Origin of the sequence: Metamycoplasma subdolum, from assembly GCF_033546815.1 — a bacterium.
GTDB lineage: Bacteria > Bacillota_I > Bacilli_A > Mycoplasmatales > Metamycoplasmataceae > Metamycoplasma > Metamycoplasma subdolum.
This window is the reverse complement of record NZ_CP137846.1, coordinates 410,011-435,984: the sequence shown is the minus strand read 5'-3', so window position 1 is coordinate 435,984 and position 25,974 is coordinate 410,011. Positions and strand designations below refer to the sequence as shown.

The 25,974-nt window shown below is 29.1% G+C and carries 18 protein-coding genes and 8 tRNA genes; 20 read left to right on the top strand and 6 right to left on the bottom strand.

What is annotated here, in order from left to right:
* Nucleotides 1-93 precede the first annotated feature (93 nt).
* From rpoB to R9C05_RS01960, 6 genes are all read left to right on the top strand, one after another.
* Nucleotides 94-3,684 carry a DNA-directed RNA polymerase subunit beta gene (rpoB, locus tag R9C05_RS01985; protein WP_121940872.1) on the top strand — a complete coding sequence of 1,197 codons (3,591 nt, stop codon included), beginning with the start codon at nucleotides 94-96 and terminating at the stop codon, nucleotides 3,682-3,684.
* Nucleotides 3,684-8,075: a DNA-directed RNA polymerase subunit beta' gene (gene rpoC / locus R9C05_RS01980; RefSeq protein ID WP_121940871.1), complete on the top strand. Its 4,392-nt coding sequence runs from the start codon at nucleotides 3,684-3,686 to the stop codon at nucleotides 8,073-8,075. Before rpoB ends, rpoC begins: the two co-directional genes overlap by 1 nt.
* A gap of 91 nt (nucleotides 8,076-8,166) precedes the next feature.
* Complete coding sequence (locus R9C05_RS01975) at nucleotides 8,167-8,943, top strand: tRNA1(Val) (adenine(37)-N6)-methyltransferase (protein WP_121940870.1); 777 nt, start codon at nucleotides 8,167-8,169, stop codon at nucleotides 8,941-8,943.
* Nucleotides 8,944-8,945: 2 nt separating this feature from the next.
* Entirely contained in the window at nucleotides 8,946-10,493 is a 1,548-nt protein-coding gene (metG, locus tag R9C05_RS01970) for a methionine--tRNA ligase (RefSeq protein ID WP_211320126.1), read from the top strand.
* Nucleotides 10,494-10,887: 394 nt separating this feature from the next.
* Nucleotides 10,888-12,222 carry a lipoprotein 17-related variable surface protein gene (locus tag R9C05_RS01965; RefSeq protein WP_170141529.1) on the top strand — a complete coding sequence of 445 codons (1,335 nt, stop codon included), beginning with the start codon at nucleotides 10,888-10,890 and terminating at the stop codon, nucleotides 12,220-12,222.
* Between the two features lie 42 nt (nucleotides 12,223-12,264).
* On the top strand, nucleotides 12,265-13,575 hold the full coding sequence (locus tag R9C05_RS01960; protein ID WP_170141528.1) for a lipoprotein 17-related variable surface protein: 1,311 nt from the start codon (nucleotides 12,265-12,267) through the stop codon (nucleotides 13,573-13,575).
* A gap of 410 nt (nucleotides 13,576-13,985) precedes the next feature.
* Here R9C05_RS01960 and R9C05_RS01955 read toward each other — a convergent pair whose 3' ends face one another.
* Complete coding sequence (locus R9C05_RS01955) at nucleotides 13,986-15,653, bottom strand: S41 family peptidase (protein ID WP_121940866.1); 1,668 nt, start codon at nucleotides 15,651-15,653, stop codon at nucleotides 13,986-13,988.
* A 243-nt stretch (nucleotides 15,654-15,896) separates the two neighbouring features.
* Between R9C05_RS01955 and obgE the strand changes: the two genes are divergently transcribed.
* From obgE to R9C05_RS01905, 10 genes are all read left to right on the top strand, one after another.
* Complete coding sequence (obgE, locus tag R9C05_RS01950) at nucleotides 15,897-17,165, top strand: GTPase ObgE (RefSeq protein ID WP_121940865.1); 1,269 nt, start codon at nucleotides 15,897-15,899, stop codon at nucleotides 17,163-17,165.
* A gap of 78 nt (nucleotides 17,166-17,243) precedes the next feature.
* Nucleotides 17,244-17,320 (top strand) — tRNA-Pro (locus R9C05_RS01945).
* Between the two features lie 5 nt (nucleotides 17,321-17,325).
* Nucleotides 17,326-17,402 (top strand) — tRNA-Ala (locus tag R9C05_RS01940).
* Between the two features lies 1 nt (nucleotide 17,403).
* A tRNA-Met gene (locus R9C05_RS01935) sits at nucleotides 17,404-17,480 on the top strand.
* 35 nt (nucleotides 17,481-17,515) lie between these two features.
* Nucleotides 17,516-17,591, top strand: a tRNA-Ile gene (locus R9C05_RS01930).
* A 1-nt stretch (nucleotide 17,592) separates the two neighbouring features.
* Nucleotides 17,593-17,683, top strand: a tRNA-Ser gene (locus tag R9C05_RS01925).
* Nucleotides 17,684-17,686: 3 nt separating this feature from the next.
* A tRNA-Met gene (locus R9C05_RS01920) sits at nucleotides 17,687-17,762 on the top strand.
* A gap of 2 nt (nucleotides 17,763-17,764) precedes the next feature.
* Nucleotides 17,765-17,841: transfer RNA gene (locus tag R9C05_RS01915), tRNA-Asp, on the top strand.
* Between the two features lie 2 nt (nucleotides 17,842-17,843).
* Nucleotides 17,844-17,919 (top strand) — tRNA-Phe (locus tag R9C05_RS01910).
* Nucleotides 17,920-18,111: 192 nt separating this feature from the next.
* Nucleotides 18,112-18,939: a PQ-loop domain-containing transporter gene (locus R9C05_RS01905; RefSeq protein WP_121940864.1), complete on the top strand. Its 828-nt coding sequence runs from the start codon at nucleotides 18,112-18,114 to the stop codon at nucleotides 18,937-18,939.
* Between the two features lie 71 nt (nucleotides 18,940-19,010).
* Here the strand turns inward: R9C05_RS01905 and R9C05_RS01900 are convergent, their stop codons facing one another.
* From R9C05_RS01900 to R9C05_RS01885, 4 genes are all read right to left on the bottom strand, one after another.
* Nucleotides 19,011-19,733, bottom strand: coding sequence for a hypothetical protein (locus R9C05_RS01900; RefSeq protein WP_121940863.1), 723 nt, complete (start codon nucleotides 19,731-19,733; stop codon nucleotides 19,011-19,013).
* A gap of 11 nt (nucleotides 19,734-19,744) precedes the next feature.
* A complete protein-coding gene (locus R9C05_RS01895; protein WP_121940862.1) occupies nucleotides 19,745-20,458 on the bottom strand; it encodes a hypothetical protein in 714 nt (237 codons plus the stop codon).
* A gap of 268 nt (nucleotides 20,459-20,726) precedes the next feature.
* On the bottom strand, nucleotides 20,727-20,885 hold the full coding sequence (locus R9C05_RS01890) for a hypothetical protein (protein ID WP_170141527.1): 159 nt from the start codon (nucleotides 20,883-20,885) through the stop codon (nucleotides 20,727-20,729).
* A 217-nt stretch (nucleotides 20,886-21,102) separates the two neighbouring features.
* On the bottom strand, nucleotides 21,103-21,465 hold the full coding sequence (locus R9C05_RS01885; RefSeq protein WP_121940861.1) for a hypothetical protein: 363 nt from the start codon (nucleotides 21,463-21,465) through the stop codon (nucleotides 21,103-21,105).
* A 495-nt stretch (nucleotides 21,466-21,960) separates the two neighbouring features.
* On the opposite strand from R9C05_RS01885, the gene R9C05_RS01880 reads away from it, so the two are divergent.
* Nucleotides 21,961-22,494: a hypothetical protein gene (locus R9C05_RS01880; protein ID WP_121940983.1), complete on the top strand. Its 534-nt coding sequence runs from the start codon at nucleotides 21,961-21,963 to the stop codon at nucleotides 22,492-22,494.
* Nucleotides 22,495-22,518: 24 nt separating this feature from the next.
* On the opposite strand, the gene R9C05_RS01875 is transcribed toward R9C05_RS01880, so the two are convergent.
* A complete protein-coding gene (locus R9C05_RS01875) occupies nucleotides 22,519-22,875 on the bottom strand; it encodes a YigZ family protein (RefSeq protein WP_121940984.1) in 357 nt (118 codons plus the stop codon).
* A gap of 39 nt (nucleotides 22,876-22,914) precedes the next feature.
* Between R9C05_RS01875 and R9C05_RS01870 the strand changes: the two genes are divergently transcribed.
* From R9C05_RS01870 to R9C05_RS01860, 3 genes are read left to right on the top strand one after another with little or no spacing between them, the layout of a single operon-like run.
* The gene (locus R9C05_RS01870; protein WP_121940985.1) at nucleotides 22,915-23,814 is read left to right on the top strand and encodes an RluA family pseudouridine synthase; all 900 of its coding nucleotides are present in this window, start codon (nucleotides 22,915-22,917) and stop codon (nucleotides 23,812-23,814) included.
* A gap of 49 nt (nucleotides 23,815-23,863) precedes the next feature.
* Nucleotides 23,864-24,817: a hypothetical protein gene (locus R9C05_RS01865; RefSeq protein WP_121940986.1), complete on the top strand. Its 954-nt coding sequence runs from the start codon at nucleotides 23,864-23,866 to the stop codon at nucleotides 24,815-24,817.
* Nucleotides 24,818-24,825: 8 nt separating this feature from the next.
* Nucleotides 24,826-25,956: an ABC transporter permease gene (locus R9C05_RS01860; protein WP_121940987.1), complete on the top strand. Its 1,131-nt coding sequence runs from the start codon at nucleotides 24,826-24,828 to the stop codon at nucleotides 25,954-25,956.
* Nucleotides 25,957-25,974: the final 18 nt, after the last annotated feature.

Genomic DNA, 25,974 nt, shown 5'->3' with positions numbered 1-25,974 from the left:
TTATACCTTAATTTTTAGGGTTAAAAACACCAAAAAAACTGAATATATTTTACTCAAAAAAATAAAAAAATATTAAAAAAAATGAGGTACAGAATGGCAAACAAATCACATTATGAAATAAGAAAGTTTGGACCAATAACCTTAAGACGAGACTACTCAATTAGTCAAAAGAAATTTGAAACTCCTGATTTTCTAGAGATGCAAAGAAATTCAGTTGAAAAGTTTTTAAAACAAGATATTGAAACTGAGCTTAAAAACATTTATCCAATTGAAATTCCTGGAAAAGTAAGAATTGAATATGTTGCTAAATCAGCATATTTTGAACATCCTAAAAAATCAGAATTTGAATGTATTCGTGAAGCTAAACAAAAAGGTTCATCTTATGTTGGAAAACTTAAAGCAAAACTAAGACAAATTAATGTTGAAACTGGTGAAATTGATGAAGCAGAAGTTGTTTTTGCTGAAATTCCTATCATGACTTATGGTGGGTCTTTTATCATTAATGGTTCTGAAAAAGTTATTGTTTCTCAACTTATTCGTTCAACCGGAGCTTACTTTGGAGTTGGCGTAAGAAACAAACAAGCAAACGACTTATTTAACAAAGTTGAAATCATTCCTCAAGTTGGTTCATGAGTTGAAATTTATCACAAAATTACTACTCATAATCCAGATGCAGTAAGAATTCACATTGATAAAAACAAATCATTTTATTTAACAACTTTTCTAAAAGCACTTGGTTTTAGCAAGGAAGGAATTTATGAAATTTTTGGAAAAATTCCTGAACTTGTTGAAACTTTCAAAAGAGATAAAGTTAGCGGAAGCGACAAAGAAGAAATTACTCGCGACGCTCAAGAAGTTATCTACCGCTTAATTAGAAAAGGGGATAGAATGACTGCTGAAGGAGCAAAAAATTTAATTCCTTCAACACTATTTAACGAAAAACGTTATTCATTAACAGAAACTGGAAGATTTACTTTAAACCGTAAATTAAATGTTATTGAAAGAATTGCTAACTCATATCTTGCTCAAGATATTATTTCAAAAGATGGCAAAGTGTTATATAAAGCAAAAACTTATGTAACTCAAGATTTAGCAAAACAAATTCACGAAGATTTTAAATCAGGTCTTATTCCTCTTTATCCTTTACCAGATATTGATGAAGATGTTTATGGAAATCAACTTGAAGTAGAAGGAAATGAAAAACTAGCAAAACGTCTTTCAGTTGCTAGAATCTTTATTTATTCAACAGAAAATGAAATGAACTTGGACAGAAAAGTGCAAGTTTTAGGTAACGATCCTACTGCTGATGAAAACTTCCTTTTAGTTCCAGATTTAGTTGCAACAATTTCATACTATTTCAACTTAATTCAAAAAGTTGGAATGGATGATGATCCAGATTCACTTATTAATAAAAGAATCGTTACAATTGGTGAACTTTTACAAAATCAATTTAGAGTAGGTTTAATTAAACTTGAAAAAAATACAAGAGAAAGAATTGCTACAAAAGATATTGATAAAATTACACCTAAAAATGCAACAAATAACAAACCTATTTTCAATCAATTCAAATCATTTTTCAATACCTCAAAACTTTCACAATTTATGGATCAATGTAATCCATTAGCTGAAATGTCAAACAAAAGAAGAATCACTTCACTTGGACCACGTGGTCTTAATAGAGACACTGCTCAATTTGAAGTTCGTGACGTTCACCCTACTCACTTTGGACGTATTTGTCCAATTGAAACTCCAGAAGGACCAAACATCGGGCTTATCTTAAACTTAGCTTCATTTGCAAAAATTGACCGCTTCGGATTTTTACAAAGCCCATACTTTAGAGTTAAAAATCGTCACGTTGATTTTTCAGAACCTATTTATTTAACTGCTATTGAAGAAATTGGTTATACCTTTACTCAATCAACTATTCATATTGATAAAAAAGGTTATATTACTGATGACTTTGTTATGGCAAGAAAAAATAATGAATATATGGAAGTTAAAGCTGAAGATGTTGATTATGTTGCTGCAAGTAACAGACAAATGACATCAATTGCTGCTTCTGCTATCCCTTTTCTAGAAAATGACGATGCTAACCGTGCCCTAATGGGTTCAAACATGCAAAGACAAGCAGTACCAGTTTTAAGTCCAGAAGCACCACTTGTTGCAACTGGAGTTGAAGCTGATGTTGCTAAATATTCTTCAACCAACATAAGAGCACTTCATGATGGAATTGTTACTTATATTGATTCACAAAAAATTAAAGTTCAAATTAGTGGAAGTAGTAAAACTGAAACTTATTTCTTAAGAACTTTCGAACGTTCAAATCAAGGAACTTTAATTCATCAAACTCCAATTGTAAAAATTGGACAAGAAATAAAAGCTGGCGATCTTTTAGTTGATGGACCTTCAATGAAAGATGGAGAAATGGCACTTGGTAAAAACGTTTTAGTAGGTTTTACTACTTGAAATGGTTATAACTATGAAGATGCTGTTATTCTTTCAGAAAGACTTGTAAAAGATGATGTTTATACCTCAATTCATATTGAAGAACAAACAATTCAATTTAGACATTCAAAAGCAGGTGAAGATTGATTAACCGATGATATTCCAAATGCAAGTAACTATTCAAAACGTTTCTTAGATGAAAATGGAATTGTAAGAATTGGATCAGAAGTTAGTGCAGGAGATATTTTAGTTGGAAGAACTAGTCCTAAAGGTGAAGAAAACCCAACTCCTGAAGAAAAACTAATGGCAGCAATTTTCGGTCAAAAAACTTCATCAAGAAAAGACACTTCTTTAAAAGTAAGACACGGTCATAATGGAACAGTTGTTGATGTTGAAATTTTAAGCCGTGATACTGGTGATCAACTTGAAGATGGAATTGAAAAAATCGTTAAAGTATCAATTGCTCAAAAACGTAAAATCAGAGTCGGCGACAAAATGGCTGGTCGTCATGGAAACAAAGGTGTTGTTTCAATCGTACTTCCAGTTGAAGAAATGCCTTATTTAGAAGATGGAACACCACTGGATATTTTACTTAATCCTCAAGGTGTACCTTCTCGGATGAACATTGGTCAAGTTCTTGAACTTGCACTTGGAAGTGCAGCCAAAGTTTTAGGCACAAAATTCGCAACCCCTATTTTTGATGGAATTACTCACAAACAAGTTCAAGAAATTCTTGAAGAAGCAAAACTTGATCCATCAGGAAAAGCTTATGTTTATAGTGGACAAACTGGCGAAAAATTTGATAATCCTATCTCAGTTGGAATCATGTATTATCTAAAACTTTACCACATGGTTGATGACAAAATGCACGCTCGTAGTGTTGGACCTTACTCACTTATTACTCAACAACCACTTGGTGGAAAAAGCCAAAATGGTGGACAAAGATTTGGTGAAATGGAAACTTGAGCAATCGAATCTTATGGTGCAGCCAATGTTTTACAAGAACTTTTAACTTACAAATCAGATAACATCAATGGACGTAATCAACTTTACAACGCACTTTCAAGAGGAACAACATTACCAAAACTTGGTATGCCTGAATCATTCAACGTTCTAGCTTATGAACTTAGAGGACTTGGAATTAAACTTGAGGCTCATGAAAATCTTGATGGTGAAGATGATGAAAATGAATACATTGAAACTAAATACAATCAACAATTTGATGGAGGGAGCGAATAATGAAAAAATCTAGACAATATGCATTATTAGATGAAGAAAAAATCTCAAAAATTTCTTTAGCATTAGCTACTCCTGAAGATGTTGAAACATGATCTCATGGCGAAGTTACAAAGCCTGAAACTATTAACTATAAAAACTACAAACCAGAACGCGGTGGACTTTTTGATGAAATCATTTTTGGTCCAATGATAGATTACCGTTGCCCTATTTGTGGTCACAAATACAAAAAAATAAACGAAGGAAGTTTCTGTACTAAAACAGAACTTTGCAAGCAAGAAAAAGTTGAAATACTACCAAAAATTTCAAGAAGAAATCACATGGGTCATATTAAATTAAATAGCCCAGTTGTTCACTTCTGATATTTCAAAGTAGACCATTCAATTATTTACAAACTTTTAGGTTTAAGAGTTGGAAGAAGTCACGAAACTGTTAAGAGAATTGACCTTGAAAACTTGATTTATTACAAAAGTCACATTGTTCTTGAATCAGGTAATCTAAAATCACTTCCAAAAAACACAATAATTGACATTAACCAAGCTGCAAATATTTACAAAGATGCTTTAGAAGAAATTCGTGCAAATTATGAAGAAGGCAGTGAAGAATATGAAGATATTAATGAAACTTTAAATGATTTAATTGAAAAAGCACAATCAAAAATTGGTCAAGATTATGGTGTTGACTTTTATGAACTTAACGAAGTTATTGAACATTATAATACTGGTACCAAAATCGGAACTGGTGCTTTAGCAATTGAATATTTACTTAAAAATTTAGATCTTCAAAAAGAAAAAGAATACGTTTTAGCTCAAATTAAGAAAATAAACGATGAAGAAGCAAAACTTGGAAATAAAACTGCTTCAACTCAAAAACAAGTTCGAGAAAAACTTTACAAAAGATTACAAGTTATTAACGCTTTCATTGAATCAAAGCAAAAACCAACTAGCATGTTAATTTACAACTTGCCAGTTATCCCAGCTGATCTTCGTCCATTAATTCAACTTGATGGTGGAAGACATTCAACCAGTGATATCAATGAACTATATAGAAGAATAATCATTAGAAATAATCGTTTAAAACAATGACAAGAAAAAGATGCTCCTACTTTAGTTGTTCAAAACGAACTTAGAATGATTCAAGAAGCTGTTGATGCTTTAATTGACAACCAAAGAAGAAGTCCAAACCCAGTTTTATCAAAAGATAACCGTCCTTTAAAATCAATTGCTGATGCTCTTACTGGTAAAAAAGGACGTTTTCGTCAAAACTTACTTGGAAAACGTGTTGACTATTCAGGACGTTCAGTTATCGTTGTTGGTCCTAACTTAAAAATGCATCAATGCGGTATTCCTCGTGAAATGGCAGCTAAACTTTTTGAACCTTGAATTATTAATAGACTAATTGAAAAAGAAGTTGCAAGCACTATTAAATCTGCTAAAAAAATGATTGAAGATCAAAATCCAATCATTTGACCTCACGTTGCTGAAACTATTAAAGGAAGACTTGTACTTTTAAACCGTGCACCTACACTTCACCGTTTATCAATTCAAGCTTTTGAACCTGTTTTAGTTCGTGGCAAAGCTATTAAACTTCACCCACTTGTATGTACCCCATTCAACGCTGACTTTGACGGTGACCAAATGGCAGTTCACGTTCCAATTAGCGAACAAGCATTACTTGAAGCTCGTGAACTTATGCTTGCTAACAAAAACATTTTAGGTCCAAAAGATGGTGAACCAATTATTAACCCTACTCAAGATATGATTTTAGGTCTTTACTACCTAACCATTGAAAGAGCAGGAGCAAAAGGTGAAGGAAGAATTTTCGATAGCTTTGAACATATGATGAGAGCTTATGAAGATAAGAAAATTTCACTTCATGCAAGGGTTGCACTTCCTGTTAATGAAGTTAAGGCTAAAAAATTATTTAACCCACATCCAGATGGAAGACAACAATACTTAATTTCATCTGTAGGTAAGTTCATTTTCAATAATATCTTCCCTAAAACTTTCACATTCATTTATGATGATAAAGTAACAAAAGCAAACTCACTTGAAGACTACTGTAGAGGAATTTACAAGTTCATAGTTGGTGCAGGAACTGATATCAAAAACTACATTAAACTAGAACTTCCAATTACTGAAGCATTTAGTAAGAAAAACATTGCAAAAATTATTCGTTTTGCTTTTGATAAATACGTTGCAAATACAACTTTCCAAGATGTTGCAAGCGTAATTAATGACATTGATCCAGTTGATAATTCAAATCTTTTAATAAAATATGTAACCTTAAAATCAATTGTTCCAAACGAAAGACTTGATCGTGAACACGCTGTTATTTTAGATTACTTTACTAAAGAAGAAATTAACAGAATTAAAACTCAAAGTCATGAACGTATTACTAATCCAAACGCACCATTTTCACCTGAAGAAAAAGCTCAAATTCTTGACCGTGTTTGATTTAGATATACAAACATTGTTGCCTCAATCCTTGATGATATTAAAGATTTAGGTTTCAAATTCTCAACTATTTCAGGTATCTCAATTTCAATCTCAGATATTTTAGAAACTGATAAAAAAGGTGAATACATCAAAGAAGGTGATGCTTACATTGACAAATTACGTGAATATTTCCAAAAAGGTTATATCACTGATGATGAACGTTACTCACTAACAATTGAAAAATGAGCTCAAATTAAAGACAAGATTCAAAAAGAACTTGAAAAAATTATCAAAGACAATCCTGAAAACCCGGTTATTACTATGATTAATTCAGGTGCTCGGGGAAATATTTCAAACTATGTTCAACTTGCTGGTATGCGTGGACTTATGGCCAACAACACCAAAACCACTAAAGCCGATGCTAAAAACGATAGAGTTGTTCGTTCAACCGTTGAAGTTCCAGTTAAATCTTCATTCATTGAAGGGCTTACTGCTTATGAATTCTATTCATCAACTCACGGGGCTAGAAAAGGACTAACCGATACTGCTCTTAACACTGCAAAATCAGGTTACTTAACTCGTAGACTAGTTGACGTTGCTCAAAATATTGTTGTTCGTGAAAATAACTGTGGTTCAGATTATGGTTATGTTGCTCGTGATATTGTTGATACTAAAACCAAACAAATCATTGTTTCATTAAAAGAAAGAATTATTGGTCGTTTCACAAACAAACCCGTTGTAAACGACAATGGTCAAGTTTTTGCCGAAAGAAACGTTTTAATTGATGAAAAAATTGCTCAAAAAATTGTTGATGCAGGAATTCAAGAAGTTGAAATTCGTTCAATCTTAGGATGTCATACCAAAAACGGTGTATGTAAAATGTGTTTTGGCAAAGACTTAGCAATTAACAGAGTTGTAAATATTGGTGAAGCAGTCGGAATAATCGCCGCTCAATCAATTGGTGAACCTGGTACTCAACTTACCATGCGTACTTTCCATACTGGTGGGGTTGCTGGTGTTGAAGATATTACTGGTGGTTTCACTAGACTTATTGAATTAATTGACGCCCACGAACAACCTTGAGGTCGCCCTGCAACAATTTCACCTTATAAAGGTAAGGTTACTTTAATTGAAAGAGACGAAAAAGATGAAAATGCTTATCTAGTTCACGTTGAATTTAGAAATCATCGTCAATCATTAATTAAGAGAAAAATTTTCGTTCATACTAATAAGAAATTAAGAGTAGAAGTTGGATCTCAAATTTACTACGGTCAAAAACTTTCAGAAGGCCCAATTATTATCAAAGACTTACTTGAAAAAACTGATAGTATTACAGTTCAAAACTACTTACTTAAAGAAATTCAAAGAATTTATAGAATTCAAGGTATTGCAATTAGCGATAAATATATTGAAATTATCATTAGACAAATGTTAAGCAAATTAATAATTCACGATCCTGGTGATTCTAAATTCTTTGCCGGAGCAATCGTTGATATCTTTGACTATCAAAATGAAAATGCTCAACTTTTAACTCAAGGTAAAAAACCTGCTTATGGAAAAATTGTAATCAAAGGTGCAAAACAAGTTCCTTTATTAAGTGACTCATTCTTAGCTGCTGCTTCATATCAAGAAACTTCAAAAATCTTAGTTCATGCAGCAATCTCTTCAAGAAATGATGCTCTTGAAGGACTTAAAGAAAACATTATTGTTGGTAAAAAAATTCCAGCCGGAACTGCACTTTATCCATTTGAAGCACAATCAAAATACGACATCAAACCTGCTATAAAATACTTCAAAAGCGACAACGAAACTGAATATAATGGAACCAATTTTGTTGATTACAATATTGATGAAATTATGCAAGAAGCTAATGAAGAAATCATGGAAGAAAGCCAAGATGATTCGATTATTGATGATGAAGAAAATCAAGACTTTAGTTCAGAAATTGATGATTAATTAACTTTGGAAAATCAAGACAAATGCTCTTGATTTTTTCTTTTTTAATCTAAACTTAGAAATTATTAATTTTTATATAATTAATAAAGTTATGTCTAATTTAAAGAAAAACAATTTAGGATTTAGTGGCGATCTCTTTGTATACCAAGATAAAGAGATGTTTAACTATTCAGTTGATACAATAATGCTTGGAAATTTCGTCTCTTTAAATCGTAATGTTTCAAGTATTTTAGAAGTTGGGACAAACAATGGAGCACTTTCCATTTTTATTGCTGCTAGAAGCAAGAATTTGAAAATTGATGCTGTTGAAATCCAAGAAAAAGCATGCGAAATTGCAAAGCAAAATGTAGCTTTAAATAAAATGGACAATCAGATCAAAATAATATGTGAAGATTTTAAAACTTATGCCAAAGATTACGCTTATAAATGTGGCAATAAAAAAGCAAAAAAATATTCAATGATTGTATCCAACCCTCCTTATTACAATGAAAACTATAATATGCCAAGAGTAAAAACTTCTATTTCTAAAAAAATAGCAACTCATGAAATCTATTTAAACTTAGAAGAACTTATTAAATATTCAAGTCAAATTATTGAACAAAAAGGATACCTTGCAATTGTCATGCCGATGGCAAGATATATCGATTTAATTTGTTTATTAAGAAAGTATAATTTTGAACCAAAAAGAATACAATTAATTTATACAAGAGTTAATGAACAACCTAAATTTTGTATGGTTGAAAGCCGCTTTAATTCAGGCTGAGGAACTCATTATTGTCCTAATCTATATCTTCATCCAGAAAACAAAAATGATCACTCTTACAGAGATGAGATCAAAGCTTTATATTCACCTAAAAAAGGAAGTTAATTATGGCAAAAAAGAAAACTTTTTATATCACAACTCCTCTTTATTATCCAAGTGGAAATTTACACATTGGGCACATTTTAACCACAACTTTAGCTTGAGTTTATCGTAATTTTAAAAAACAACAAGGATATAAAACTTTATTCCTAACTGGAATTGATGAACATGGAATGAAGATTGAAAAGAAAGCAAAAGAAGCCGGAATTGATCCCAAAAAATTTGTTAATCTACAATCAAAAGAATTTATAAAACTTTGACAAGCTTTAGACATTGATTATGATATTTATGCAAGAACAACTAGCAAAAAACATGAAAACGCTGTTCAAAAAATCTTTTATTCATTAAGAGAAAAAGGAATTATTTATTTAGGTGATTACAGCGGACTTTATTCAATAAATGATGAAGAATTTTTTACAAAAACTCAAGCTATCAAAAAAGATGGGAAATATTATCATCCAACAAGTGGACATGAACTTGTTGAAGTTAAAGAAAAATCATACTTCTTTTCAACCTCAAAATTTGGACATTGAATTAAAAAATATTTTCAAGATAATCCCGAGTTTTCAACTTCAAAAGCAATCATTAATGAACTTTTAAACAATTTTATAAATCCTGGTCTTGAAGATTTATCAGTTACTAGACAATCCTTTGATTGAGGAATCAAAATTAAAGATTTTGATGAAGAAGAACATATTATTTATGTGTGACTTGATGCACTTTTCTCATATTTAACCGGTTTAGACTTTTTAGGAAAAAATAATAAAATCTATGAAGAATTTTGAGAAAAAGGAACTGAAAGAGTTCATGTTTTAGGGAAAGAAATTAGTCGTTTTCATTTAATTTATTGACCAATTTTTCTAAAGGCTTTAGATTTAAACTTACCAACCAAAGAAGTTATTCAAGGATGAATTATTACACCTGAAGGTAAAATGTCAAAATCAAAAGGTAATGTTATTAGTCCTTATCCATTAATTGAAAAATATGGTGCAGAAAAAGTTAAATATTTCTTTGCAAGTCAAGTTTCAATAGATTCTGATTTCACTTTTTCTGAAGAATTAATGATTAATGTTTTAAATGCCGATCTTGCTAATAATTTTGGTAACTTAGTTAATAGAACTTGCAAAATGATAAACAATTCTTTTTCTTCAGGAACAGCTTTTAAACAAAGTAATTTACAACCTATAGATATTGAAATTTATCAAAATATTGATAAAGTATATGCTGAATATAAAGCAGAGCTTAATGAATTTCACGCAGATAAAGCTATCAAAAAAGCAATTGCATTTTCATCAAAATTAAATGAATATATTGATAAAAATGAACCTTGAAAATTAACTGAAGATTTGACTAGACTTAATGTTATTTTAAATACTTTGCTTAATGGAATCTATGCTGTAAACTTTATGCTTTCAATCACTATGCCAAAAGATTGTGCGAAAGTAAACGAATTTTTAAGCCAAAAAAAACTTGATGAAAAAACAATGTTTGATTTTTATAAATTTGATGGCAAAATTGTTAAAGTAGAAAAGATATTATTTCCAAGAATAAAATAAAAATGAACCCTTTTTTTATTATGCTCAACCCTAAAAGTTTGACCGAAGTAAAACGGAAAGACTAGTGGTTTTTTTATTTACGATAGTAAAGTTAAAATTTAAATTTACTTTAGACATCAATAATTAATCGCATAAACATCAAAAATAACGAAAAGAATTAGTTTTGACAAATAATTATGTAGCTGATTTGTAGCAATATAATTTACACTCTTCAATTTTAAAACTTTATTTTTATAATTTTGTATTGGATTTTAATCCAAAAAAATTAGTGATAAACTTTAATTATTTTTGCGTTTCTGCATTTATAAAGCTTAAACAAATTTCATTATATTTTAAATAATTTAAAATATTTAATAGGGAAATAATAAGATTTAACGCTATAATGAGAGGAAATATGAGAAAATCAAAATTAATCTTTTTAAGTTTAGGGACAATTGCAACAGCACTAATGTCAACTAGCGTAATGAGTAGTAGTTGTGTTAATCCAAATCTTGAACCTCAAAGATGAGAATATGAGTACAAGGATAATGAACTTGAAAAATTCAAAGAATATTATTTAGATAAAGAAAAAGAATTTTTAGCAACATATGTTTTAATTTCACAAGACACAAAAGCTGAGTACATTTCAACTGGATGAAAAGGTATTCTAAAAGAAAAAATGGATGCTTTTAAAAAAGTGTTGAATGAAGCCAAAACAATTACTGACGAAAACAAAATTGCTGAAGCAAAAATAAAATTAGATAATGCTTTTAAAGAATTAGATAACGGAGCTATTGCAGGTTTAGGATATAATAGCGTTGATGAGTATATTAACGAACAAAGAAATAGCATTGCAGAAGCAGGCGGAATTAGAAATTATATACAAAAAGAATTGGATAATTATACTGATGGTTGTTTTATAGCCGATTATGATGGATTAGAACCAGACAAAATTAATTTATATCAAAAAGCATTTCCAAAAAAACCTTTTGACGAATTAGTTAAAGCGGCAGAAATTTTTGTAAAAGCTAAAACTCCAATTGAAAAATATAATGCTTTCAGATGATTAGCTGGCTTAATCAACATATTACCTGTTCATTTAGTACAAGGCACGCAAAAATATATGACACCTTTTAAATATGGCGAAGAAATTGATGAAAAAGATGATGATATGAAGGATATCATTGCAGCTTTAGCATGATTTCCTGGGTATGTATATCCAAAAGATTATAAAATGCATATGCACAAAGTTAGCGAAGAGCCAAAATGGGATGTATCCGATTTATTTTTAGGTCAAATGGGGCTTAATGTGAATAAATATTCAGTAAACCTAACAATTGTTAGTCAAACTGATGATGAAGAAAAAGGAACTAGAACTGTCAAAATTAAAGCTGAAAAAAATGGTAAATTTAAAGAGAAAGATGTTGTTGTTGGCGGGTTCTTGACAAAAGAACAAGAACAAAAAAATAATGCATTAAAAGAACAACATAAATTAATGAAACTAGAATTTCCAACCAAATTTACTAATCAAAAAGCAAGCGATGTGTACAACGAATATCAATACTTAAGTAGATTTTTTATAGAATTACCCGAAGTTCATCAATATCTAGATGCTAATAATTTAGGATGTATGATTGATAACGTCGAATATGATGATAATAAAAAAGAATGCTATGCTCATATTATTGTTTATGATCTTTTACAAGAAACATGTTTTAAAACAACAATAAAAATAACAGGATTTAAATAAAAATAAATTACAAAATAAATTATTTAATTTATGAGAGGAAATATGAGAAAATCAAAATTAATCTTTTTAAGTTTAGGGTCAATTACCACTGCTCTTGTAGCAACTAGCTCATTTAGTTGCAGTTGTTTAAATCCTAATCCGGAACCTAAAAAAACCATAATTAAAGAAAGTCAACTTAGAAAATTTAAAGCATATATTGCAAGCAAAGAAGAAGAAATTTCGAAAATATATGTTGTAATCTTAAAAGGCACAACAGCAGAATGAATTTATTCAGGCCAAAAAGGTGTTACAAAAGAAAAACTGGATTCTTTCACAAAAGCATTGAATGAGGCTAAAAAAGTTACTGACGAAAACAAAATTGCTGATGCAAAAATAAAATTAGATAATGCTTTTAAAGAGTTAAATAATGGTGCTATTGAGGGGAAAAAATTTCTTACCGAAAAATTAGAATTTCATAGAATTAAATGGCAGATTTTAACTGCCGCAAGTATAGAAAATTATCTTTTAGAAAAGATATTGAACTTGCAATTTATTGTAGTAGATAACGATGTAAGGGATCCGCATAAAATCAATTCCAAACAAATAGCTTTTTCAAAAAGAGAGTTTGATCGTTATGTTAAAGCAATAGAAAAACTTCTACAAGCAAAAACAACAATTGAAATGATTGAAGCATATGCCATGTTAAAAGGGGCTTTGGAAGAGGTTAAGTTAGATGGAGTTCGCGGAGAAAATTCATATATAATACCTTTTGAGTATGGCAAAGAAATTGATGAAAAAGATGATGATATGAAGGATATCGTCACAAGTTTAGCTTTAATTCCAAATGTTGTATATAGCCCAAAATATCCTAGGGTAAAAATAAGCGAAGAACCGCAATGAAATGTCTATGATCTACTTGCAAAATGTTATGTAAATTTAAACGGATATGCAGTAAATCTAACAATTGTTAGTCAAACTGATGATGAAGAAAAAGGAACTAGAACTGTCAAAATTAAAGCTGAAAAAAATGGTAAATTTAAAGAAAAAGATGTTGTATTTCACGGATTTGAATCAAAAGAATCAAAACAAAGAAGCGACGCTCTTAAAGAGAAACATAAATCAATGAAACTAGAATTTACAACCCAATATACAGATAAAAAAGCAAGTGAGGCTTATGAGATATATGACCATGAAGATGTAGTTGCAAAAGAATTACCAGAATTAATTCAATATTTAAATGATAATAATTTACATTTTGGTCATGCAGAACCAACATTTGATGATGCTAAAAAAGAAGTCTATCTTAACATTCATATTGCAGAAGCTTTCGGTGCATATTTTGAGACAACAATAACAATAAAAGGGTTTAAATAAAAGATGCCCCGTGAAAAATTTGTGGGCGAATTAAATTAAATTGAATAAAGCAAGTCATTGCGGCTTGCTTTTTTCTTGCATAAGTTTAAAGCATTGTGCAAGCAACACAATTTTAAAAAATGCTTATTGTATTATCTTTGATTACTTAAATGTATCAATAGGCAAGTGAAACCGTGTTTTGGTCCAAAATTTTCTTCGATGTTATGAAAAACGAGATACTTTATGTCCACGAATATGAATTTAAAGCTCTTGAAAATTTAGAACAAGCTACAAATTATTATCATAAGGCTAGAATAAAAGAACTGTTTACTTATCCGTTATAGACACTAGCCCAACGATTTAATATGTAAATAGATTTTATTTGGACTGACTTTAAGCACTAAGCACATTTATTGAGCTTCATTTTTTTACTAAAAATTAATTGCTTGTCAAAGTTTTTCATCGTCATAAAAATCTTCTAGTGGAATTTCTTTATGAACATCAATTCCATTTTCAATTATTTCTCAATTTTTATTAACTCCTTGATTATTTGAACTAAATGATATAGTAGTTCCATCGGGCAAAATTACTGGGACAATTGAGCAAGCACCGCCTCCGGATTTTTTTCCGACAATTAATCCAAGTTCCATATCATTGAAGACACTTACAAATTCATTTGCTGCTGAAAAGGTTAAATTACTTGTTAAAATAGTTCAGTTATAATCACTAGGGTCATAAGTTAAACTTTTTGAGCGATTTAGTTTGTATTTTGTTCATGCACTAACATTTCCCAACTTTTCAAATTCTCTAATTGCTATATTATCATTTGTTAAAAATCCGAGTGCTTTTATCATCGCAGAAACATATCCACCACCATTTTGACTAAGATCTATAACAATATTTTTAACACTACTTCCTTTTTCTTGAATTTCTTCCATAGCTTTTTTAAGAAGTTCATACGTGTCAATTAATCAGGGAGTAGTACTTGTTTCTAGTTCATGATTTGTTGCATTTTCAAAACCATCAAACGTTATTCTTGCCATGTCTTTGTAAAATGTTAGATATTCAGTACTTGTTCTACCAGCACTTAAAATATCACGTGAAGTTTTTGCTTCTTTTCTTACTGGTGAGTTTTGAATAATTGAATTAAATTCAGAAATTTTAGCATCTTTTCCATCAAAGAAAGAACGCATTTGAATTCATGAGTGACGGTCATTTAATTTATTATAAATAAAGTCAAAATATCCTTTGCTATATTTTGCGGGCTCTTGTGATAGAAGATTATCTTCAAGTTCATCGTTTTCTGATAGTTTTAATCATTCATTAAAGCTATTTGAATTAAGCTTTTCATCTCTTAGACCATAATAAAAGTCATAACTAAACGCTAAATGGTTAATACTATCTTGACGCATTTGAGCACTTTGAAGTTGAGTGGCAAAAAAGTTATTTCTAAAATCATTAATGTCAGCATCTTGATCGCTTAAACCAAAATAAACACCTGAATAATTATCTCCATTGAAATATAAACTATAGTAATTTGGAGAACAAAATAAACTATTAAAAATTGGATAAGGAATTAAAATATTGTTTTTGTAATTTAAAATGTCAAATCCATATTTATTAAGATCAAAAACAATTTTTCTACTTTTATCAAGGTTGCTTCAACTGTCAATAGTTCTTAAATGTTTCATATAATTTATTGTTTGTGAAGGAAAAGCAAAGTAAAAGAAGTTACTACTGTCAACATATATTTTGTTGTCTTTTCAATCAACAGTCATTCTATTCATAACGCTTGAAGGATCAATTGCATGTCATTGATTTGCAAATGGGTTCATAAATTTCATATGTTTTTCAGCTTGCAAAAAGCCATTCAATGTATGAATGGTGTCTCTTAAACTGATGTATGGAACAGCATTTTCCTTAATATAGTAGTTTCTAATTTTTCCTGGTTTAACATTGTATTGATTATTAAAGTTATTGAAAGGAATATCTTCTATTTTTACAATCTTATTATTGTCATTTAAATGCCAAGCACAAGATTGAACTACTAGAGGTAAGGGCACTGCCATTAATGTTAAAAATAATCCAATTTTTTTCATACTTTAATTTTAAAACTTTTTCTTCAAATTTATATTCAACCTAAATTTCAAATTGAAAATTAGCAATTTTTGTGTAAACAAAAATCAAAAGAATTAACAATACTTTAGCTGAATTCAAATTCAATTTTTAATTAATAAAAAATGTAAAAAACATTTAAAATAAAGAAGAAATTTGAAATTTTAGCAAGGAATCAAAATTATTACTTTTTCAATAAAATTATAAATTTGTTAAAATAGTGTATTATGGCAAAATTTATTGATGAAGTAGATCTTTTAGTACAAGCTGGAAAAGGCGGCAATGGTATCATCAGCTTTAGAAGAGAAGCTAATGTTGATCGTGGCGGACCTGACGGTGGAGATGGTGGAGATGGTGGCTCTATCTATTTTTTAGGCGACACTGGACAAAACACTTTACTTAATTTATATCTTGAAAAGCATTTGAAAGCAGAAGACGGAGAGAATGGAAAACCAAAAAATGCCTACGGCGCAAAAGGACAAGATTTAGTTGTTAAAGTTCCACTTGGAACAATGGTTTATTCTAATGGAAATTTAATTGCCGATGTAGTTAATGAAGAAAAATATTTAATTGCAAAAGGCGGAATTGGTGGCAAAGGAAATTTACATTTTAAATCAAGTAGAAATACTGCGCCAAGAATTTGCGAAAATGGAACTTTAGGCGAAAAGTTTGATTTACATTTAACTCTAAAAGTTCTTGCTGATGTTGGTTTTGTAGGAAAACCAAGTGCTGGTAAATCTACAATTTTAAGTTTAATTTCTAATGCTAAGCCAAAAATTGCTGATTATGAATTTACAACTTTAGTTCCTCAACTTGGGCTTGTAAAATATTATGAAAATAGTTTTGTTGCAGCCGATTTGCCTGGGATTATTAAGAATGCAAGTGAGGGTAAAGGACTTGGAATTCAATTTTTAAAACACATTGAGCGTTGTAAAGTTATTGCTCACATAATTGATTTTGGAAGTTTAGATAAAAATCCGATTGAAGATTATAAAATAATCAATAATGAATTAAAATCTTATAATCTAAGGCTTGAAAAATTGCCACAAGTTGTTATTGCCAACAAAAGTGACCTTGAAGGATTTGAAAAAAATTTAAAAACTTTTAAAGCAAAATTTCCTAAAGTAAAAATTGTTGAAAATTCAGCATTTATAAATCCAAATATCATTGAAATTAAAGGTGAAATTTGAAAAATTTTACAAAAAGTAAAAGATATAAATACCGAAAAAGCAAAAGACGAAGTTGTAGTAATTAAATTTAGTCAAGACCCGATTAAAATCAATAAACTTAATGCAAATACTTGAGAAATTTCTGGTGAAAATGTTTATAAAATCTATGACAAAATACCTTTAGTTTCACGTGATAATCTTTGAAGATTGAACGCGAAGCTAAGAGATTTGGGTGTATTTGAACTTATTAAACAAACCGGCGTTAAAAACGGAGACACTATAAAAATTAGAGATTTTGAATTTACTTGAGATGAAGAAAACTTTTAACTTAAAAAAATTCTTTTTTGATTTAGTTTTTTTAGTTTTCAATTATAATAATAAGGCAATAATTGCAATGTTAGCAGTGGAGAAGTAGCTCAGCTTGGTAGAGCGCTTGGTTTGGGACCAAGTGGTCGCAGGTTCGAATCCTGTCTTCTTCACCATTTATGGGGGGGTAGCTCACCTGGCCAGAGCGCCTGCCTTGCACGCAGGAGGTAGAGGGTTCGAGTCCCTTCCTCTCCACCATGGCACTGTAGCTCAGTTGGTTAGAGCGTCCGGTTCATACCCGGAAGGTCAAGAGTTCGACCCTCTTCGGTGCTACCAAATGTGATTCAGCTCAACAGGGCTACCTATTAAGTGGACCCATAGCTCAATGGTTAGAGCAACCGGCTCATAACCGGTCGGTTACAGGTTCGAGTCCTGTTGGGTCCACCATGGGCAATTACCCAAGCGGCTGAAGGGAGCAGTCTTGAAAACTGCCAGGGGCTTCACGGCCCGCGGGGGTTCAAATCCCTCATTGCCCGCCAGATAGCGGAGTAGAGCAGTTGGCAGCTCGTCGGGCTCATAACCCGAAGGTCATTGGTTCAAATCCAATCTCCGCAACCATTGGTCCAGTGGTAAAGTGGTTTAATACGCTTCCCTGTCACGGAAGAGATCGCGGGTTCAATTCCCGTCTGGACCGCCATTGGCTCTGTAGCTCAGTTGGTAGAGCAACGGACTGAAGCTCCGTGTGTCGCTGGTTCGATTCCTGCCGGAGCCACCATATGCACCTTAAATGGTGTGTTTTTATTTCCCTTCTTTTTAAAATCAAATTTATAAAAGATTAAAAGCAACTCATAATAAAAGTTGCTTTTCTTTTTTACAAAAAAGATATATTAATTTGTTAAACAATTGAAAAATTAACTTTTTAAAAACTTATTTTATTTAAAAATAATTAGTCTATAATTTAAATGCTATGGAAACTGCAATTCAAATTTTTGGAGTACTTGGTGCTCTAACGACAGTTGGATTGGGAATTCCACAATTGGTTCATCAAATTAAAACCAAACATACACCTAAAGTGAATTTCTTATCATTTTGAATATTTTATATTGGTATTTTAATTTGAGTTGTTTTTGGGGCATTTGACCCTAATGGACTATGACAAGTCTTTGGTTCAAACTTATTGTGTATTCTAATCTATACTGCTACTATTTATTACTTATATAAATACTACCCTGACAAAAAGAAAAATACAATGGCTTTGGTGTGAACAGGAATAGCTATAATCATGTCCCTATGTGCAATAGTTTCAGGAATCTATATTTACAAACTTGCAACAGGCGACAAAAGATTTGATATTTCAAAAGAAGCAAGCACAGTGATTGGAGCAATAGCACCAGCACTTTCAACATTAGCATTTTTACCTCAAACTATTATTGCATTAAAGAGAAAAAGTTTTGAGGGAGTAAGCCCATACATGCCATTAGTCTTCTTAATAAATAACGCTTGATGAACAACTCAATTTTCATTAATTATTGCAAGCGGAAGACCTGACGCGATAAGTGTTATTCCGCCAATTATTTGACAAGTTATTTCTTCAATTGTTTATGGTTTTCAATTTATTGCTATTCAAATTTGAAGAACAAAACAAAAGAAATTGAAAGCTCTTGAAGAAGCAAAAACTACTATTTTACCTGTTGAGATAAAAGAAGAAGTTTTACCTGCTTCACCTTCAATGATAAAAGCAACATTTATTGAAGATAGCAAGATTGAAAATAGCGTGATACAAAATAAAGAATAAAGGAAACAGACCTTTATTCTTTTTTATATTTAATTTTTAAATTTCTTCATTATTTAAGAATAAATTTCAAATTACTTATCATCAATAATTTCAGATAATTTTAAGCAAAATAAGAATTTTGATTCTTCATATTTTCCGCCATTTGGGTAGTTTATAATACTAAATTTAAATGGAGTTTTAATCTCAAAGTTTTTGTCCAAAATAATATCAAGAATTTTTAAATCAAAAACATATTTATTATTGTTGTATTCAATTGAAAATTCTTGGCTTTTAATTGTTAAGAATTTATTTTTATTATTAAATCTAAATCTTTCAATTTTATTTCAAACAGCACCTCTTTGGATTTTCCTAGTTCTAAGTTCTTCACTTCAGTTTATATTGATATCATGAATCAGTTCTATTTTTTTAGCAACTTCTTTATCTAAAATCATTGAAATCATATTGTAATTTAAGTGAGGTTCACCAAGAGAAGGCATATTAAATATATTGTCTATTCCAAGCTTGAATGAGAAAAGATTTAAAACAACTTTATCTTTATAGTAGTCTAAAATATTTGAACCTTTGCCAATTACTATTTTAAATTCAAAGTCTTCAAACATTTTTTGGTGATTGTTTCTAAAACCCAAAACGTTATCTTCATAAATTGCTTCATATTCTCAAATTTTGTTGTCCAATATTTTGTCAATTTTTCTTGTCAAAGTCTTTTCTAAAAAAGTAATACATGCAGAGGAAAGAAGGCTAGTTGGAAGTAAAGTTAGAGGCAAAACCAAAGGCAATAATTTTATTTTTTTCATATTTTCCTTCCTTATAAATTAATAATTTTATTAAACATTAAATTAATTTTAATATCTGCTAACTCATATCCATCATCAATTTCATCTTTAACTTGATTAAAATTGAATGATAAGCTAGTTTGATTATTTTTATTTTTATCTAAAATAATTTTTATACCTGAACTAATTTTTACAATTTCTTTAGAATTTCTAAGTTTGTAATCTGAAGCACTAATAGAAAGTGTTTTAGTTTCTTTATCAAATGAATATCGTGCTCAAGGAACATGGACATTATCTCGCATGAATCTAAAATCTTTTAATGCATCTTTTCAATTTGGGCCAATATCTTGAATAAGCCCAATTTCCTTGGCAATTTCTTTTGTAATTATTAATGCAATAACAGGTTCTAACTCATTTTTATAAATAGTTCTATATTCATATTGATGCATTTGTTTTTCAACTGGAATAAAATCTAACATTAAATAATCTTTGTAATATTCTTTTAATTTTCAATTAATTCCAACAGCAACTTTGCATGCAAAGTTTTTGAAATTTTTACCCTCTTTATGTGCAAACTGATCTTCAACGCTTGCAACTTTTGCATCATATTCTCAAATGTGTTCGCCAACAGTTTCCTTAGCAAGTTCACTCTCTTGATTATCATCAAAACATGCAGTTGAGATTAGTGTAGTTGGTATTAGTGCTAAAGAGCTCAAACATATTAAGTTCAAAATCTTTAATTTCATGATTTATCTCCAAATTTGATTTTATTTATATAGAATATATTTTCCATTTTATTCTTTAATAAAGCATTAAAAATAAAACTAATAAAATTATAAAATGGTTAGTTTTAATATAAAAATGCTCAAATTTGTTTCGTAACTTACGCATGAAATAAATAACTTATAGGTTATTTTATTTGCATTTATTCAAAAATTGAAATATGTTTAAGTTGGAAAAAAAGTGTCTTGGTATATATAAAAAAACAAAGCATTTTTTTGCCTTGTTTTATAATTATTGAATTACTTTATTTAATTTTAATGTTGATGTTAAATTAATAGTTCCTTCGTATTCATCACTAAACTTTATAAATATCATACCCTTGAATTGAGTTGAGACATTTGACGATTCATTTAGTGTAAATTCTCCATATGATAAACTAAATCTAACCATTCTCTTATCATTTTTAACTAAAATTCCTGATGATTTGACTGTTACTATTTTTTCTTCTTCATTAATAGAGAGATGATTATCAAATTGGTTAATTTTATTTAATTTTCTAGATTTTTTTAAACTTTCTAGTTGCTTTTCTCAGCCAGCATCAGTTTTTTCATATAAACCTGCGATCTTCCCAAAATCTTTTTTAAGAATTAAAGCGAAAACATTTATTTTATCATTGTTTAAAAAAAGGCGTTTCTTTTAAAAATTCTTCATCTATTTTATCATTCCTATGTTGTTGCCTTACTAAGGCAATATCTATAACCAAATAATCCTTGTAATTTTCTTGTAATTTTTCAAGCTTGCCGATATCAAATTTATAAAAGTAATCCTTGAATTTATATTTGATTTTATCAATCTCTAAAAAATCATCATACTTAACCTCAGCATTATACTCTCAGATTTTTTCTCCAATTGCTTTAATATAAGACTCTTTGTCTTCTTCTTTCTCTTTTTTACAAGAAGTTGAAATTGAAACTGTCGTCATAAACGGAAAAAGTGACAAACATACTAATGCTAGTTTATTTCTTTTCATGTTATATTCCATTCAAATTCATATCTTTTGTTTTAAATCAAAATTCAAAACTGATCATATTATAGAGAGTTGAATTTGTAACACATTATGAGTCAATAAATTAAATTAGTATTAGCAAAATAAATAACTTATAGGTTATTAAATTAGATATTATTTGCATATAAGCAATTTTTAAAAACTTAAAGAGATTAACAATTATTTAATTACTAATTTGTTTTTAATTTTCTTCTTTATTTAAAATGAAATTTTTAATCTTTAAGTTTGCAAATTATAGAAATCATTAAGTGGCTGAATTTAAATTATTTTATTGTTTTGAAGCAAGAAAATTTATCATTTTTTGTTTTCTGCAAAAAAAAAAAAAAAAAGGATTTTTTTGTCAAAAATGTATCTATTTTGCATCAAACAAAAATCAAAATATTTATCTAATTGATAATTTTTTTTATGCATTTTTATGCATATAAATTTTAACTATACTAGTAAAAAAAAAGGAAAAACATGCAAATATGAAAAATAAATAAAAAGTCAAGAACTATAGGCACAATTATTGAATCGATATTAATTGGTATATTAGCAATTTTGTTTGTGATTCTTGCAGTTAAAACATCTGATGTGTTGACTGTTCTGACCTCTGAAAACAAAGCGTTAATAAATTTTCTTAAGCTATTTAAAACTTCAAATGATGTTGAAGGCCTTGAAGAGGCGAGAAATTTAGCTCATATTTTAGCAATAATTGCTTCTTCTGCACTTTTTGGATCACTAATTTATGACATTACAATGTACGTTATATTTTTAAGCACCAAAGATATTGAATTAAATCCTAATTCAAATTCATTTCAAATTGTTAACAATGTTTCAACTAAAACTATTGAATATTCTCAAATTAAGGATGTAAAAGTAAAATTTGGATCTGTAGTGATTTCTTTATATAATAAATTTAGAAAAATCAAATTACCAATGGAGAAAAAAGAAAAATTTGTTGAAGAATTATTAAAACTTAAAAATATAAATAGTATCCAACAAATAAGCTAAGCAAAAAAATAGCTTCTAACGAGGCTATTTTTTTTCGTCAAATAGTAGTTTTGCACTGTTTAAATATGCTCTTAATAAACCTGATTTTCCAAGTTTTATTCCGCCGAAATAACGGACAATAAAAATTCCTTTATTTATTAAGTTTTTCTTTTCTAAATATAAATAAATTGGAAGACCTGCCACTCCCTTAGGCTCTCTATCATCACTAAAACCATTTATTTTATTTCCGTCATTATCTTGGCAAATATAAGCATAAACAATATGCCTTGCTTTTTTATGCTCTGCTCAAAGAGAGTCAAGGATATTTTTTGCTTCTTCTTTATTATTAATATCTAATAGATAACTTATAAATTTTGATTTTTTAATTTCATAAATTTTCATACAAAAATTATAGTTTTTAATTATGGTAAAATTTAAAACATGCTAAAAATAGAAGTGAAATATGCAGAAAGAATTGACAAATATATTGCCAATAATTCTGAAGTTACAAGAAATGATATTCAAGATTTAATTAGTGAAGGTTGTGTTTTTGTTAACGGAGTAAAAATTAACAAAAACAAATTTATTGTTAAAGAAAATGACGTAATTGAAATAACTCGCCTGATTGATAAAACTGTAAATATAAAAGAGCAAAATATCGAGCTTGATATTGTCTTTGAAAATGACGATTTATTGATTATTAATAAACCAAGTGGTATGGTAGTTCACCCTGCACCAGGCCATCATGAAAGTACTTTAGTTAATGGTTTAATTTATCATTTTAAAAATAATTTATCTGATGTAAATAATTTAACTAGAATGGGAATAGTTCATAGAATTGATAAAGATACAAGTGGGCTTTTAATTGTTGCTAAAAATAATAAAATTCATAATTATTTAGCAAGTTTGCTTAAAAAACATGAAATAAAAAGAACTTATATTGCTATTTGTGACGGCAAAATTATAAATAAAATTTTAAATATTGACGCTCCTATTGGAAGAGATATTAAAAATAGACAAAAGTTTGCGGTAACTGATCAAAATAGTAAACAAGCTTATACAATTGTTGAGGTTCTAGGCTATTTAAAAATTGACGGGAAAGATAAAACTTTAGTCAAATGCAATTTAAAAACCGGAAGAACTCATCAAATAAGAGTTCATCTTGCTTATATTAAACATCCAGTTTATGGTGATCCAATTTATAATAAAAAAATTGATGATTTTAATCAAAGACTTCACGCTCAAGAACTTGAGTTTATAAATATTGACGGGCATAAAATTCAAGTTTCCTGTCCTCTTCCAAAAATAATGGATGATGAATGTAAAAATTTAAACAATTAGAATAAAATATATAAATAACTTATAATTTTTTTATAAAGTAAGGAGAGAAATGAACCCAGAATTAATTCAACCTGAGTATTATTCAGTTCAAGAAATGTATGATAAAACCAAGTCAAAAACTTTGGCTCCGTTTATTTCATTTCTAAGCATTTTAGTTATAATAATTTCAATTTATTGTGCAGCTTTAATTTGACTTTCAGTAAATTATGATTATGTTACAAATGAATATAGAAATTATTTTTCATCTCAAGGAGTAACTGGAGATCTTCATACACATATAAAACTACTTTTAATGAGAAAAACTATTGTTGGAAGTGCTTCACTTTGTTTTAATGTTGCTATTTTTATTTGATTTGTGGTTGAACTTTCAAAAACTATTAGAGCTAAGGATTTTGCTAAGTTTTCACGCATTTTATTATCAATAACTTGAGGCTATATTTTATTAATAACTTTTGCTAACCTTTTCCAAGGATTTTCTTTTATCAAAGTTAAATTTGATATTACTTCAATTTTATTAATGACAAATACAATAATCATCATGATAGGTCTTACAATGTCACATATTTTTGTAAGAAGAACTGTAAATAAATATATGGTTCTTGATGCTCAAATTAAAATTGCTCAAACCCAAAATGATCCAAATAGTATTTTTAATCAATTTTTTGGACAATTTCCAAATCAAAATGCTGATCAAAATAATAATGAAAATAATAAGATTGGTGGAATTTTTGCAGCCGCCGCTGCTTCAACTCAGGCGTTGCATTCAGCTGGATCAAGTTATAGAATGAAATTGGAAATGTTAAGCGAAGAACAGCTTAAAACTATGGCTAAAAAATTAAATATTTTTGGAGCCGAATCATTCTCAAAAGATCAACTTGTTGAAAAAATTAGTCAAATTTTTGAAGAATCACAACCAATTAAACCTGAAGAAAATAAAACCGAACTTAGCAATGAAAATTTAGATGATAAAAATCAAGACAACGATTCAAATAATCTAAATTAAGGAGAGATATGGAAATTTTAAATTTATCTGGAGCAAGTGCCGTAGCACAGCCTGGAAAAAGTAAATATTCTGGGTCAATAGGACTTGTAGTTTTAACGCTACTTTTAGTTCTAAGTTTATATTGAGCCGTAAAATTTTTAATTAATTTTAAAAGAAGCATTAATAAAACGAAAGATGTTTTAGGCAACTATCGCCTTATTCCTTACGTGCAAGGTTTTAACCCTAAATCTAGTTCATTTTTTACATATTTAATTAATAATTTCTTACTTATTTCAATTGCTATTGTTACAACAGTACTTGTTAGAAGAACAATTATTAATGCCCAAAAAGCCGGCGAAAAAGTATTTGAAAATATGTACGTTATTGGCTTTATTGCAATTGCCGCACTTACTTTATTAGTTTGTCTATCATTCAATTTTGCCTTAGTTGCTCTTTTCAGAAAAGGCTTTAAAGATTCAAAAGTTAAAGCAGGCAAAAGAGTTAAAGAAAATAAACTAAAATCATTGCTTGAAGAAAATCTTTATCCAAGTCTTGAAATTCAAGAATATCCTAACTCAATTAAACTTGATATTGAAAAAATGCAAGCGGAAAATCCACTTGCCACAAGAGTAATTTCTAAATTTCTATTTCATTACAACAATTTAAATTCAAAAAAAATTAATGTAAAATATCGCACCTTTTTAGATCAAATGTTTAAGATGAAATTCTTTGAAGAATCTAATAAATTTATTGAAGAAAAACAACAAGAAGAAGCAAGAATTCTTAACGCATCTTCACCAAAAAATGAGCTTTCAAAAGTTGAAGAAGAAATCATTTGAATGGACAAAGCTGATGCGAAAGCTAAGATTATCAAAGAGTTTAACGAAAGTGATGCATCTAAACTTTCTAAAAAAGAATTTGATAAACAATATGAAGAATATTTATATACAGTAAGAAGTCAAGACCCACTTTATGCTAACGTTAGAAGAAACAACTGACTAACTTATTTAGATGCTGATATTGAAGATTTATTTTACAATCCAACTTCTTCAGTAATTTATCAACTTAAAGAAGACGGCGAAATTTTTGAAAAATCAATTCCTGAATTTTTCATTGAATATCAGGGTTATTTGAAAAACAAATTTTTAAGAAATCTATAATATTTCACTAACAAAAAT